The sequence below is a fragment of the Pseudomonas sp. 2(2015) genome (assembly GCF_000955865.1).
Taxonomy (GTDB): domain Bacteria; phylum Pseudomonadota; class Gammaproteobacteria; order Pseudomonadales; family Pseudomonadaceae; genus Aquipseudomonas.
Window position 1 is genome coordinate 128,061 of sequence record NZ_JYOF01000012.1, and the last position, 11,727, is coordinate 139,787.

The 11,727-nt window shown below is 61.8% G+C and carries 14 protein-coding genes; 4 read left to right on the forward strand and 10 right to left on the reverse strand.

From position 1 onward, the window contains the following. Positions 1 to 85: 85 nt before the first annotated feature. A complete protein-coding gene (locus tag UB48_RS17430) occupies positions 86 to 508 on the forward strand; it encodes an OsmC family protein (RefSeq protein ID WP_010221469.1) in 423 nt (140 codons plus the stop codon). Positions 509 to 539: 31 nt separating this feature from the next. Here the strand turns inward: UB48_RS17430 and UB48_RS17435 are convergent, their stop codons facing one another. From UB48_RS17435 to hemJ, 8 genes are all read right to left on the reverse strand, one after another. Then, the gene (locus tag UB48_RS17435) at positions 540 to 959 is read right to left on the reverse strand and encodes a hypothetical protein (RefSeq protein WP_052676536.1); all 420 of its coding nucleotides are present in this window, start codon (positions 957 to 959) and stop codon (positions 540 to 542) included. Continuing rightward, a complete protein-coding gene (locus tag UB48_RS17440) occupies positions 959 to 1,999 on the reverse strand; it encodes a hypothetical protein (RefSeq protein ID WP_045199331.1) in 1,041 nt (346 codons plus the stop codon). The genes UB48_RS17435 and UB48_RS17440 overlap by 1 nt, the downstream gene beginning before the upstream one ends. 8 nt (positions 2,000 to 2,007) lie before the next feature. Beyond that, a complete protein-coding gene (gene coq7, locus UB48_RS17445; RefSeq protein ID WP_045199333.1) occupies positions 2,008 to 2,655 on the reverse strand; it encodes a 2-polyprenyl-3-methyl-6-methoxy-1,4-benzoquinone monooxygenase in 648 nt (215 codons plus the stop codon). A gap of 65 nt (positions 2,656 to 2,720) precedes the next feature. Beyond that, positions 2,721 to 3,059, reverse strand: a complete 339-nt coding sequence (locus tag UB48_RS17450; protein WP_045199336.1) for a histidine triad nucleotide-binding protein — start codon at positions 3,057 to 3,059, stop codon at positions 2,721 to 2,723. Between the two features lie 71 nt (positions 3,060 to 3,130). Continuing rightward, positions 3,131 to 3,904 carry an SDR family oxidoreductase gene (locus tag UB48_RS17455; RefSeq protein ID WP_045199338.1) on the reverse strand — a complete coding sequence of 258 codons (774 nt, stop codon included), beginning with the start codon at positions 3,902 to 3,904 and terminating at the stop codon, positions 3,131 to 3,133. Between the two features lie 80 nt (positions 3,905 to 3,984). Continuing rightward, positions 3,985 to 4,443: a DUF805 domain-containing protein gene (locus UB48_RS17460; protein WP_052676537.1), complete on the reverse strand. Its 459-nt coding sequence runs from the start codon at positions 4,441 to 4,443 to the stop codon at positions 3,985 to 3,987. Positions 4,444 to 4,474: 31 nt separating this feature from the next. Then, positions 4,475 to 5,431 carry a nitronate monooxygenase family protein gene (locus tag UB48_RS17465; RefSeq protein WP_045199339.1) on the reverse strand — a complete coding sequence of 319 codons (957 nt, stop codon included), beginning with the start codon at positions 5,429 to 5,431 and terminating at the stop codon, positions 4,475 to 4,477. Positions 5,432 to 5,464: 33 nt separating this feature from the next. After that, complete coding sequence (hemJ, locus tag UB48_RS17470; protein WP_045199341.1) at positions 5,465 to 5,890, reverse strand: protoporphyrinogen oxidase HemJ; 426 nt, start codon at positions 5,888 to 5,890, stop codon at positions 5,465 to 5,467. Positions 5,891 to 6,032: 142 nt separating this feature from the next. Here hemJ and argC point away from each other — a divergent pair, with 142 nt between their 5' ends. Together argC and erpA are read left to right on the forward strand one after the other, a co-directional pair. Next, entirely contained in the window at positions 6,033 to 7,067 is a 1,035-nt protein-coding gene (gene argC, locus UB48_RS17475) for an N-acetyl-gamma-glutamyl-phosphate reductase (RefSeq protein WP_045199343.1), read from the forward strand. A gap of 158 nt (positions 7,068 to 7,225) precedes the next feature. After that, complete coding sequence (gene erpA / locus UB48_RS17480) at positions 7,226 to 7,576, forward strand: iron-sulfur cluster insertion protein ErpA (protein WP_010221479.1); 351 nt, start codon at positions 7,226 to 7,228, stop codon at positions 7,574 to 7,576. Between the two features lie 57 nt (positions 7,577 to 7,633). Here erpA and UB48_RS17485 read toward each other — a convergent pair whose 3' ends face one another. Both UB48_RS17485 and UB48_RS17490 read right to left on the reverse strand, forming a co-directional pair. Then, on the reverse strand, positions 7,634 to 8,725 hold the full coding sequence (locus tag UB48_RS17485) for an anhydro-N-acetylmuramic acid kinase (RefSeq protein WP_045199345.1): 1,092 nt from the start codon (positions 8,723 to 8,725) through the stop codon (positions 7,634 to 7,636). Between the two features lie 3 nt (positions 8,726 to 8,728). After that, positions 8,729 to 10,150 carry a peptidoglycan DD-metalloendopeptidase family protein gene (locus tag UB48_RS17490; RefSeq protein WP_045199347.1) on the reverse strand — a complete coding sequence of 474 codons (1,422 nt, stop codon included), beginning with the start codon at positions 10,148 to 10,150 and terminating at the stop codon, positions 8,729 to 8,731. Positions 10,151 to 10,360: 210 nt separating this feature from the next. Here UB48_RS17490 and tyrS point away from each other — a divergent pair, with 210 nt between their 5' ends. Continuing rightward, positions 10,361 to 11,560 carry a tyrosine--tRNA ligase gene (tyrS, locus tag UB48_RS17495; RefSeq protein ID WP_045199348.1) on the forward strand — a complete coding sequence of 400 codons (1,200 nt, stop codon included), beginning with the start codon at positions 10,361 to 10,363 and terminating at the stop codon, positions 11,558 to 11,560. Positions 11,561 to 11,727: the final 167 nt, after the last annotated feature.

The window sequence follows — 11,727 nt, forward strand, 5'->3', positions numbered from 1 at the left end:
CAGATTTACTCATGCGCTTGAGCTTTTCCGCCGGGCTCGCAGGGTCTAAGCTGGCAGCCTTTTTTCAATCAAGGGAGTCCAGGTAATGAAGGCGCGTATCCAGTGGGCAGGTGAAGCCATGTTTCTGGGCGAATCGGGCAGTGGCCATGTGGTCGTGATGGATGGCCCGCCCGAGGCCGGTGGCCGCAACCTGGGTGTACGGCCCATGGAAATGCTGCTGTTGGGCCTGGGTGGCTGCAGCAACTTCGATGTGGTCAGCATCCTGAAGAAATCCCGCCAGGCAGTAGAGAGCTGCGAAGCTTTCCTTGAAGCCGAGCGCGCCAGCGAAGACCCGAAGGTATTCACCAAAATCCACCTGAATTTCGTGGTCAAGGGCCGTGGCCTGAAAGAAGCCCAGGTCAAGCGTGCGGTCGAGCTGTCGGCAGAGAAGTATTGCTCGGCCTCGATCATGCTCGGCCGGGCCGGTGTCGAGATCACCCACAGCTACGAGATTGTCGAGCTCGGTTGATTACCAGCAAGCCCGCTCCTGTGGGGGCGGGCTAACGGCGCAGGCGCTCCAGCCCGATCAGCCAGGCCAGCCCCGGAACCAGCGCCACCACCAACCAGTGCAGGTTGAAGACGAGCAGACCGACGATTTCTGCGCTACTCCAGGTATTGCCAAAGGCGTCGGCAAATATCAGGCACTGCAGCCAGGCCGTCAGCGCGGCCGATAGCACAAAGGCCAAGGCAAGCAGGCGCTGCCTGTGAATGAAGCAGCCGGCCAGCAGCAACAGCAGTTGCCCGGGCAGTGAGAACACCCACAGGTCGACGGCACTGTTGCCATCAGGTTGGGAGATGTCAGGCAGTTTCAGGCTAAAGGGTTCCCCGCTCATGCCGGCAGTCAGCAGGCACACGAACAGATAAGCCACCAGCACCAGCCCCAGGCTTTGCAGCAAGCGAAGGCAAAATAACCGAATCATCAGTGGCGCAACCCCGGCAGCAGCTTCAGCAAGCCTTGCGGCAATCGCGCCTGCAAACGGCTGCTCAAAGCCTCGCGGTGCTTCTGATAGAAAAGCCCCAAGCCAATCACGCCCAACCCGATCAGGGTCAGCACCACCGGGAACAGCAGCGACTCGGCAAACACCTCGTAAGACAGGTAACCCAGGTACATCGCCACGCCCATGCCACCAAAGACCATGAACAGCGGACGGCGCAGCAACAGTGCTATGCCCATCAGGCCAAGGTTGATCAGACCATAAAGCGCTTTGTCCCATTCACTGTCGGTATCCAGCAGCGGCAAGCCGAGCCAGAAGGCCAGCAATCCGGCCAGATAGCCCCAGAAGGCATAGTCCTGGCGGGTGCGACCGTCGATCACCAGGAACACCAGCAATGTCGCCAGGCCAAACCACAGTGACACCGTACGCCGCTGATTCCAGTCGAAGGCCTCGCCATAGAACCATTCGCTCAGGTCCATGGACATGAACCACAAGGCCACGGCAATCGGCATGACGATGAACGGAAACGGGATCAGGCGCAGCATCAATAAACCGGCCAGTATCGTCGCCGCTTCCATCAGCAGCCAACCGTCCTGCACGTAGGTGTAGTAGTTGTGGTAGTTGCCTTGGGCGTTGTCCAGTAGCCAGAAACCGCTGAGTCGCTGCGCCGCAAACACTGCCAGCGGTACGATGCTTACCGCCACCGCAGCAAGTACGCCAGCAGGGATGACCTGGCCGCGGCGTTGCATCAGCAAGGCGCCCAGGGTCAGTACGCCGATATAAATCAGTGAGACCAGCAGCAGGGCGCTGTCACCGACGCGCATCCAGGCTTCACTGAGCAGCCAGCCCATGGCGGCCATGATCAGCAGGGCGCCGAAGTAAAACGCCACGTGGGCCAGCTGGAAACTGGCCTGGGTTTGCGGCTGGCGCTTGAGAAATTCAAGCAGGGCCTGATCCTGGCCCGGGTTCAGAACGCCGGCACTGACTGCGCGGGCCAGGTCCTTGGCGTCGAAGCGTTCCGTCATCGGTGGTCCTAGATACGATAAGTGCTTTTGGTCATGACCTTGGCCATCAGGCTCATGCCGAACTTGACCGGTGCCGGGAAGCGGAAGCCGCCAGCATCCAGGGCCGATTCGGCATGTTGTTCTTCGTCGATGCGCATCTGCTCAAGAATCGCCCGGGATTTTTCATCCTCGGCCGGGATTTGCTCCAGGTGTTCGTCCAGGTGCTTGCACACCTGATGCTCGGTGGCGGCGACAAAACCCAGGCTGACCTTGTCGCTGACCAGGCCCGCGAGGGCACCGATGCCGAAGGACATACCGTAGAACAGCGGGTTGAGCACGCTGGGGTGGCTGCCGAGCTGGCGAATGCGTTGTTCGCACCAGGCCAGGTGGTCGATTTCTTCTTCGGCGGCGTGTTCCATGGCCTTGCGAACCTGGGGCAGCTTGGCGGTCAGGGCCTGGCCCTGGTACAGCGCCTGGGCACAGACTTCACCGGTATGGTTGATACGCATGAGCCCGGCCACATGGCGGGTCTGGGTTTCGTCGAGGGTGACATCCGGCTGGATGATCGCCGGCGACGGCCGGGAAGGCTGGCCGCTGAAGGGCAGCAAGGTGCGCATGGCGGTGTCGGCCTGCAGCAACAAGCGGTCGAGCGGGGAATAGTGACGTTCGGTAGCCATCGGGCACCTCCGCAAGAATGTGCCCGACAGTTTACCCCAATCGCGATGCCGGGGCTTGCCCTGGATCAGCCCGGTGGCCAGTGCATCTGACGCTGGCCAAGCACGTGCATATGAATGTGGTAGACGGTCTGCCCACCCAGCTCATTGCAGTTCATGACCACGCGAAAGCCGTCTTCGCAGCCCAGTTCCTTGGCCAGCCGCTGGGCAGTGAACAGGATGTGCCCGGCCAGGCCCTTGTCTTCTTCGGTCAGGTCGTTGAGGGTGCGGATCGGTTTTTTCGGGATGACCAGAAAATGTACCGGTGCCTGCGGGGCGATATCGTGGAAGGCCAGAACCTGGTCGTCCTCGTAGATGATCTTGGCCGGGATTTCCCGGTTGATGATCTTGGTAAACAGAGTATCCACTACGGCTGCTCCATGAGGGTGATCGGACTTGAGTGTACGCAGGCCAGACGCTTGCGCCCAGCCCTGTACAACTAGCGCGGGCAATAGGCCTGGTTGATGGCGCCGGCCAGCTTGCGTGCCAGCCAGCGCGATAGCCAGCGCGGGCTGAAGGCCAGCCAGCGGTTGCGCCGGCCGGGGATGATCAATGCGCGGTTCTTGTCCAGGGCGCGTACGGTATACAGCGCGACTTCTTCCGGGCTCAGGCTGCGCTGGCCGTTTTCCAGCCGCGGGATGCGCCGCAACGGCGAACGCACCGGGCCTGGGCACAGCACCGAAACCTTGATGCCGGTGCGTTTGAGCTCTTCGCGCAGGCCTTCGGAAAAGTGCAGCACATAGGCTTTGCTTGCCGCATAGCTGCTCATCCACGGGCCGGGCGCGAAGGCGGCAAGCGAAGCGACGTTGAGGATCTGCCCGCCGCCTTGAACCGCCATGGCATTGCCAAGGGCGTGGCAGAGGCGGGTCAGAGCAAGGATGTTCACCTCGATCAGGTCCTGCTCATCGCTCCATTCCTGGGCCAGAAAGTGCCCGTAGGAGCGAATGCCGGCGCAGTTGACCAGCAAGTCGATGTGCCGCTCGCTTTCTTCCAGCTCCAGCAGGAACCCCGACAACCGCAACGGCTCGCCCAGGTCGCAGGCACGAAATAGCACTTCGACGCCAAACCGCTGGGTCAGCTCGATGGCGATGCTTTCCAGCGGGTCGCGCTGTCGGGCCACCAGGATCAAATTGCGTCCCCGACGTGCCAGCGCCTCGGCCAGTGCCAGGCCCAAGCCGCTGGAGGCACCGGTGATCATGGCGTAACGGGTCATGCAGTTCTCCAGTCGGGAAGGGTGGCCAAAGTGCGCAGTTTACAGGTGCCGGGCCCGGAGTGCTGCTACCCGTGGCGTGTCTAGATGCCGGGGCGGGTGACGGTGACGTATGCAAGCCCGGCAACCAGGACCAGCCACAGCCAGGCCAGGATCACCACGGCGTTGTTGTTGGGCACTGGCGGCGCACCGAAGCGGTTGCTGCCACGCGTGCCGGGCATCAGTACCAGCACCAGGATGAAGAAGTTGCCGACCCATGGCAGGATCGACAGCCAGCAGAACCAGCCGCTCCAGTTCAGGTCGTGCAGGCGCTGGACAATGAACAGCATGCTCAGGATCCGTGCCGACAACAGGCCGATCATCATCAGGCCGCCGAGGTCCAGCGACATTGAACTGGACAGCAAGGCCACCAGGAAAATGCCGCCGATGGTCGCAGCGAACAAGACCAGGCTCCAGGCCAGCAGGCGCACGCGGCCAATTCGCCCTTCCAGGCTCATGACCTTGGGTTTGCTCGAGTTGGCGAGAGTCAGGGTGTCATACATGCGGGCTTCCTTTGCCGTGATAAAGCGTGAGTCAGCCCGGCCAGCGATGGCCAAGGGCTGTGGCCGAGGCGTGCGCCTGGCGGTATTCGGTATCCAGGCGGGTAATCAGTTGCTCGACCGAGCAGAGCTGGTCGATGGCACCGACACCTTGTCCGGCAGACCAGACGGTCTTCCAGGCCTTGGCCTCGTCGTCGATGGGTTTGAGCTTGGTCTCGGTGTGGCTGCGCAGGGCGGCCATGTCGAAACCGGCGTTTTCCAGGCTCTGGCGCATGAAGCTGGCAGGCACCCCGGAAACCGCAGCGGTGTGGATGATATCGGCTGCCTTGGCTTCAAGCATCATTTCTTTGTAAGGCCCCGGCGCCTGGCTCTCGTGGGTGGCGATAAAGCGCGTACCCAGGTAGGCGAGGTCAGCGCCCAGCAACTGCGCGGCGAGGATTTCCTGGCCACGGTTTATGCAACCGGCCAGCAGCAAGGTCTTGTCGAAGAACTGGCGAATCTCGGCGACCAGGGCGAACGGGCTCCAGGTACCGGCATGGCCACCGGCGCCCGCGGCTACGGCAATCAGACCGTCGACACCGGCCTCGGCGGCTTTCTCGGCATGCCGGCGGGTGGTCACGTCATGGAACACCAGGCCGCCATAGCTGTGCACGGCATCGACCAGTTCCTTCACCGCCCCGAGGCTGGTGATGACAATTGGCACCTTGTGCTCGACGCACAGCGCCAGGTCTGCCTGCAGGCGCGGGTTGCTCTGGTGCACGATCAGGTTGACGGCATAGGGTGCAGATTGGTCGAGGGCCGCCAGGCCCGTTTCGATTTCTTCCAGCCAGGCCTTGAAGCCGGCGCTGTCGCGCTGGTTCAGAGCCGGGAAACTGCCGACCACGCCATTGGCACAACAGGCCAGTACCAGTCGCGGATTAGAGATCAGAAACATCGGCGCCGCTACCACCGGCAGGCGCAAGCGTTGTTCGAGCAGGGCAGGCAGTGACATGGCAGGTTTCCCGAGGCTGAGTATGGGTTTAGGTTAGAACGGTTTGACCACCACCAGAATTACCACGGCCAGCAGAACCAGCACCGGCACTTCATTGAACCAGCGGTAGAACACATGGCTGCGGGTGTTTTCGCCGCGGGCGAAGCGCTTGAGCTGTGCGCCGCACATATGGTGGTAACCGATCAGCAGCACCACCAGGGTGAGCTTGGCGTGCATCCAGCCCTGGCTCATGAAGCCCGGGGTCAGGCTCAGCAGCCAGATGCCGAAGACCAGGCTGGCGATCATCGCCGGCAGCATGATGCCGCGGTAGAGCTTGCGCTCCATGATCACGAAGCGTTCCTGGCTGATGCTGTCCTGGCTTTGCGCGTGATAGACGAACAGGCGCGGCAGGTAGAACAGGCCGGCAAACCAGCAGACCACGCTGACGATATGCAGCGCTTTGATCCAGAGAAAAAGCATGGTGTTGAGTTCCTTCAGGGTTCACGGTGGTCAGATAGTAGAGGCAAGGGGCCCGGCGAGCCATCGCAACAGTTGTGGGCGTGTTTCAGCGCCCCTATTATCGTGGGCTTTCCTGATGGTTCGTTGATAAGGGGCACGCGTTATGGTCAAGGTCGGTATCGTTGGCGGCACGGGTTACACCGGGGTCGAGCTGCTGCGTCTGTTGGCACAGCATCCACAGGCCGAGGTGGCGGTGATCACCTCGCGCTCCGAAGCTGGCCTGGCAGTTGCCGATATGTACCCGAACCTGCGTGGCCACTACGATGGCCTGGCCTTCAGCGTACCGGACGTGAAGGCTCTGGCTGCCTGTGACGTGGTGTTCTTCGCCACCCCGCACGGTGTCGCCCACGCCCTGGCCGGCGAGCTGCTGGCCGCGGGCACCAAGGTCATCGACCTGTCCGCCGACTTCCGCCTGCAGGACGCCGATGAGTGGGCCAAGTGGTACGGCCAGCCGCACGGCGCGCCCGAGCTGCTCAAGGACGCGGTCTACGGCCTGCCTGAAGTCAATCGCGAGCAAATTCGCCAGGCACGCCTGATCGCCGTACCGGGTTGCTACCCAACCGCTACCCAGCTTGGCTTCCTGCCGCTGCTCGAAGCCGGTATCGCCGACGCCTCGCGGCTGATCGCCGACTGCAAATCCGGGGTCAGCGGCGCCGGCCGTGGCGCGGCGGTGGGCTCGCTGTTCTGTGAGGCGGGCGAAAGCATGAAGGCTTATGCGGTCAAGGGGCACCGTCACCTGCCGGAAATCACCCAGGGCCTGCGCCGGGCGGCGGGTGGTGATGTCGGACTGACCTTCGTGCCGCACCTGACCCCGATGATCCGCGGTATCCATTCGACCCTGTATGCAACCGTCGCCGATACCTCGGTCGATCTGCAGGCGCTGTTTGAAAAACGCTACGCCGATGAACCGTTCGTCGACGTAATGCCGGCCGGCAGCCATCCGGAAACCCGCAGCGTGCGCGGTGCCAACGTCTGCCGAATTGCCGTGCACCGTCCACAAGGCGGCGACCTGGTGGTGGTGTTGTCGGTGATCGACAACCTGGTCAAGGGCGCGTCGGGGCAGGCGGTACAGAACCTCAACATCCTCTTTGGCCTGGACGAGCGCATGGGGCTTTCCCACGCCGGTCTGCTTCCGTAAACGCCAGCTTTCAAGCTGCAAGTAAAAGGTGTACGCGATCCGCTTATAGCTTGCGGCGTACCTCTTGCAGCTTTTGTATTGTTGACCGCTTTTCTCGGAGAAGCGGATAATGCGCGTCATCACGCATTATGGCGGCATAGCGCCGGGAGATAGTCAGCATGAGCGTCGAATCCTTCACCCCTGTGGCATTGCAGTTCACTGAGGGTGCAGCGCACAAGGTGAAGACCCTGGTCGATGAAGAAGGCAATGATCGCCTGAAGTTGCGAGTTTTCGTGACCGGCGGCGGTTGCTCGGGTTTTCAGTACGGTTTCACTTTCGATGAAGACGTTGCCGAAGACGACACCATCGTCGAGCGCGAAGGCGTGGCTCTGGTTGTCGATCCGATGAGTTTCCAGTATCTGGCAGGAGCCGAGGTGGATTACCAGGAAGGCCTGGAAGGCTCGCGTTTCGTTATCAAGAACCCGAACGCCACCACGACCTGTGGTTGCGGCTCTTCGTTCTCGATCTGATCGCCAGGGCAGTACCGCAAACGCCGCGCTGATGCGCGGCGTTTTGCTGTCTGCGAGTTATGCCGGGTAGATCGCGCCCAGTACCCGCAGGCCACGGGCAGCGGTGACGCTGGGGCGGTTGGCGGGGATGCGCTGCAGGCAGCAGTGGGCCAGCCAGGCAAAGGCCATGGCCTCAACCCAGTCAGGGTCGATCCCGCAAGCGGCAGTGCTGCTGACCCGGGCATTGGGCAACAGGTCTGCCAGGCGCTGCATCAGCACGCTGTTGTGGGCGCCGCCGCCGCAGACCAGCAGTGCCTGGGTATCATCCTGTGCCGCTTGCAGCGAGCTGACGATGCTACGGGCGGTCAGTTCCAGCAGGGTGGCCTGCACGTCTTCATCCCGAAGGCTTGGCTGAGGGGCCAGGTGCTGATTGAGCCAAGGCAGGTTGAACACTTCGCGGCCGGTACTTTTCGGGCCGCTGCCTGCGAAGAACGGATCGCTCAGCAGCGAGGCGAGCAGGCCTGGGATAACCTGGCCGGTGCCCGCCCAGGCACCATTGGTGTCATAGCTGTGCCCTTGTTTCTGCTGAATCCAGGCATCGAGCAGCACGTTACCCGGCCCGCAGTCGAAGCCGCTGACTGGTTTGTCCTGTTCGATCAGGCTCAGATTGCTGAAACCACCGACATTGAGCACCGCCAGGCGTTGGCCCTGATGGGCGAACAGGGCTTCGTGAAAGGCCGGTACCAGGGGAGCGCCCTGGCCGCCGGCGGCAACGTCACGGCGACGGAAGTCGCTGACCACGCTGATGCCGGTAAGCTCAGCCAGCAGCGCCGGGTTGCCGATCTGTACGGTAAAGCCGCGCGCCGGTTCGTGGCGGATGGTCTGGCCGTGGCTGCCGATGGCGCGAATGGCCTCGGGCGTGAGGTTGCGCGCGGCCAGCAGGTGCTGGATACCTTCGGCGGCAAGCTGCACCCAGCGGTTTTCGGCCAGGGCGGCGCGGGCAATCTCGTCCGGCCCGCTGGCGCACAGGGCCAGCAGGTCCTGGCGCAGGTCGGCGGGCATGGGGATGTAATGGGTGGCGAGCAGCGTGAGTTGCTGCTCCTGTTCGATCAAGGCGATGTCCAGGCCATCGAGGCTGGTCCCGGACATCACACCCAGATAGAGCGGCATTGCTTAACGCTTGCTCGAAGCAAGCAGGGTGGCCTTTTCCTGGTCCATGCGCGCGACCAGTGGCTGGCTTTGCTGCAGGAAACGCTGGCGCTCGGCCTTGGCGATCGGGTCAGCCATTGGCAACTTCTGCCCGAGCGGGTCGACGTGGACGCCGTTGACCTGGAACTCGTAGTGCAGGTGCGGGCCGGTAGACAGGCCGGTGGTGCCAATGTAGCCGATGATTTGCCCTTGCTTGACGGTGCCGCCGGTCTTCACGCCCTTGGCGAAGCCCTGCATGTGCCCGTACAGGGTCTGGTAGCGGTTACCGTGCTGGATGATCACGGTGTTGCCGTAGCCGCCGCGGCGGCCTGCCAGCAGCACTTTACCGTCACCGGCCGCCTTGATCGGTGTGCCGCGTGGTGCTGCGTAGTCGACACCTTTGTGCGCGCGGATCTTGTTCAGGATCGGGTGCTTGCGGCCAGCCGAGAAGCGCGAGCTGATGCGGGCGAAATCAACCGGAGTGCGGATGAACGCCTTGCGCATGCTGTTGCCGTCGGCGGTGTAGTAGTTGGTGTTGCCCTGCTTGTTGGTGTAGCGCACTGCGGTGAAACTCTTGCCGCGGTTGGTGAAGCGGGCAGAGAGGATGTTGCCGGTACCGACGACCTTGCCGTTCATGACCTTCTGTTCATAGATCACGTCGAACTCGTCGCCCTGGCGGATATCCTGGGCGAAGTCGATGTCATACCCGAAGATGCGCGCCATATCCATGGTCAGGTTGTGATTCAGGCCGGCACGCTGGGCCGAGGCCGACAGCGAACTCTTGATCACGCCATGTACATAGGCCGAGCGCACCACGGGCTTGCTGATTTCACGGTTGAACGCGTAACCGTTTGCGCTCTTGGTCAGGCGAATGGTTTCCAGATCACTGAGCTTGCTGTGCAGGCTGGCCAGCTGACCGTCCTTGTCCAGTTCGATCTGCAGTACCTGGCCATGCTTGAGCTGGCTGAACTGCTTGGCCTGCTTGTTACTGGCCAGCACTTCATGCACAGCGGTGGCCGGCAGGCCGACCTTGGCGAACAGGGTCGACAGGGTATCGCCACGGCTCACGGTGACTTCGCGGTGGCTTGGGTCCTTGGCTGGCGCGGCTTCGGCAGCGGCGGGCGCAGGCTCGGTCTTGGCGGTTTCCTCGGTTGCTGCGGCGCTGTTGTCGATCTGCGCAAACGGCGAGGGGGCGGCGTCGGTGTTCTGGGTAAGTGGGGCGTCCTGTTCCTGCTTGAGTTGCTCTGCCGGGCTTTCCAGCTCCAGGTTCAGGGTGGTTTTCTTGGCTTCGACCTCGCTGGATGGGAACACCAGCAAGGCCAGGCTGAGTAAGGCGGCGATGCCGCTGGCGGCCAACAGGTGGCTCTTCGGATAAAGCGGGGGCGCTTTAGGCGGTTCGTTGGTCATAGATGAATTGACTTTGAAATAGATGAAGTGGAAAAGATGAATGACATGATGAAGATGAAATAACTGTATAAAATATAACCAAATCCCCTTCAGCGCAAGCGCGCAGACGTCATCAGTCGGCTTCGAGGTCACACGCGGGGCAAAAACTTGTATTTGATGGCTGATCTTGTATGGTTGGGTCCCTTTGAATCTGAGCCTTACGGGTCTGTTATGAAGTCGGTTGAAGAGCAGCTAGCGCTGATCAAGCGTGGAGCGGAAGAGGTACTGGTCGAGTCCGAGTTGGTCGAGAAGCTCAAGCGCGGGCAGCCGCTGCGGATCAAGGCGGGTTTTGACCCGACTGCGCCTGACCTGCACCTGGGGCATACCGTCCTGATCAACAAGCTGCGCCAGTTCCAGGACCTGGGTCACCAGGTGATCTTCCTGATTGGCGACTTCACCGGCATGATCGGTGACCCGAGCGGCAAGAGCGCTACCCGTCCGCCGCTGACCCGCGAGCAGGTACTGGATAACGCCGAGACCTATAAACAGCAGGTGTTCAAGATTCTCGACCCGGCCAAGACCGAAGTCGCGTTCAACTCCACCTGGATGGACAAGCTCACCCCGGCCGACTTCATTCGCCTGGCGTCGCAGTACACCGTGGCGCGCATGCTCGAGCGCGACGACTTCGACAAGCGCTACACCACCAACCAGCCGATCGCGATCCATGAGTTCCTCTATCCGCTGGTGCAGGGTTATGACTCGGTGGCACTCAAGTGCGACGTCGAGCTCGGCGGTACCGACCAGAAGTTCAACCTGCTGATGGGGCGCGAGCTGCAACGTGCTTACGGCCAGGAAGCACAGAACATCGTGACCATGCCGCTGCTCGAAGGGCTCGACGGCGTGAAGAAGATGTCCAAGTCCCTGGGCAATTATGTCGGCATCCAGGAAGCCCCTGGGGTGATGTACAGCAAGCTCGTGTCGATTCCTGACACCCTGATGTGGCGTTACTTCGAGCTGCTGAGCTTCCGTTCCATGGAAGAGATCGAGCAGTTGCGTGCCGATGTCGCCAATGGCGCAAACCCGCGTGACATCAAGATCAAGCTGGCGGAAGAGATCGTTGCCCGCTTCCATGGCGAGGAGGCTGCCGCCAATGCTCACCGCGCGGCAGGTAATCGTATGAAAGAGGGCGAGTTGCCGGAGGATCTGCCTGAGGTTGAGGTCTCTGCGGCTGAAGGCTTGCCGATCGCTGCCGTGTTGAACCGCGCGGGTCTGGTGAAGAACTCGGCGATGGCGCGGGATCTGCTCAATGGCGGCGCGGTGAAGGTCGACGGTGCGGTGGTTGATCGTGATTTCATGTTTGCACTTGGCGCGACCCATGTATGCCAGGCGGGCAAGAAGGCATTTGCCCGGGTTACCCTCAAGGCTGAGTAGGCGGTAGCGGCAAGCTATAAGCTGCAAGCTACAAGTTGAGCGCAGTGCCTCTGCTTTTACTTGCAGCTTGAAGCTTGCTACTTATAGCCAAACCGCCCCTTCTGAAACAAAGTTGAAATAAGTCCTTGACGCCCCTGCGGATGTGTCTATAATTCGCCCCACTTCCG

Bases quoted from the DNA above. Each gene is read 5' to 3' on its own strand.
- UB48_RS17490 (WP_045199347.1), bottom strand. From the start codon at position 10,150: ATGACCAACGAACCGCCTAAAGCGCCCCCGCTTTATCCGAAGAGCCAC.
- tyrS (WP_045199348.1), top strand. From the start codon at position 10,361: ATGAAGTCGGTTGAAGAGCAGCTAGCGCTGATCAAGCGTGGAGCGGAA.
- UB48_RS17435 (WP_052676536.1), bottom strand. From the start codon at position 959: ATGATTCGGTTATTTTGCCTTCGCTTGCTGCAAAGCCTGGGGCTGGTG.
- UB48_RS17485 (WP_045199345.1), bottom strand. From the start codon at position 8,725: ATGCCGCTCTATCTGGGTGTGATGTCCGGGACCAGCCTCGATGGCCTG.
- UB48_RS17430 (WP_010221469.1), top strand. From the start codon at position 86: ATGAAGGCGCGTATCCAGTGGGCAGGTGAAGCCATGTTTCTGGGCGAA.
- coq7 (WP_045199333.1), bottom strand. From the start codon at position 2,655: ATGGCTACCGAACGTCACTATTCCCCGCTCGACCGCTTGTTGCTGCAG.
- UB48_RS17460 (WP_052676537.1), bottom strand. From the start codon at position 4,443: ATGTATGACACCCTGACTCTCGCCAACTCGAGCAAACCCAAGGTCATG.
- UB48_RS17440 (WP_045199331.1), bottom strand. From the start codon at position 1,999: ATGACGGAACGCTTCGACGCCAAGGACCTGGCCCGCGCAGTCAGTGCC.
- UB48_RS17465 (WP_045199339.1), bottom strand. From the start codon at position 5,431: ATGTCACTGCCTGCCCTGCTCGAACAACGCTTGCGCCTGCCGGTGGTA.
- erpA (WP_010221479.1), top strand. From the start codon at position 7,226: ATGAGCGTCGAATCCTTCACCCCTGTGGCATTGCAGTTCACTGAGGGT.
- argC (WP_045199343.1), top strand. From the start codon at position 6,033: ATGGTCAAGGTCGGTATCGTTGGCGGCACGGGTTACACCGGGGTCGAG.
- UB48_RS17455 (WP_045199338.1), bottom strand. From the start codon at position 3,904: ATGACCCGTTACGCCATGATCACCGGTGCCTCCAGCGGCTTGGGCCTG.
- hemJ (WP_045199341.1), bottom strand. From the start codon at position 5,890: ATGCTTTTTCTCTGGATCAAAGCGCTGCATATCGTCAGCGTGGTCTGC.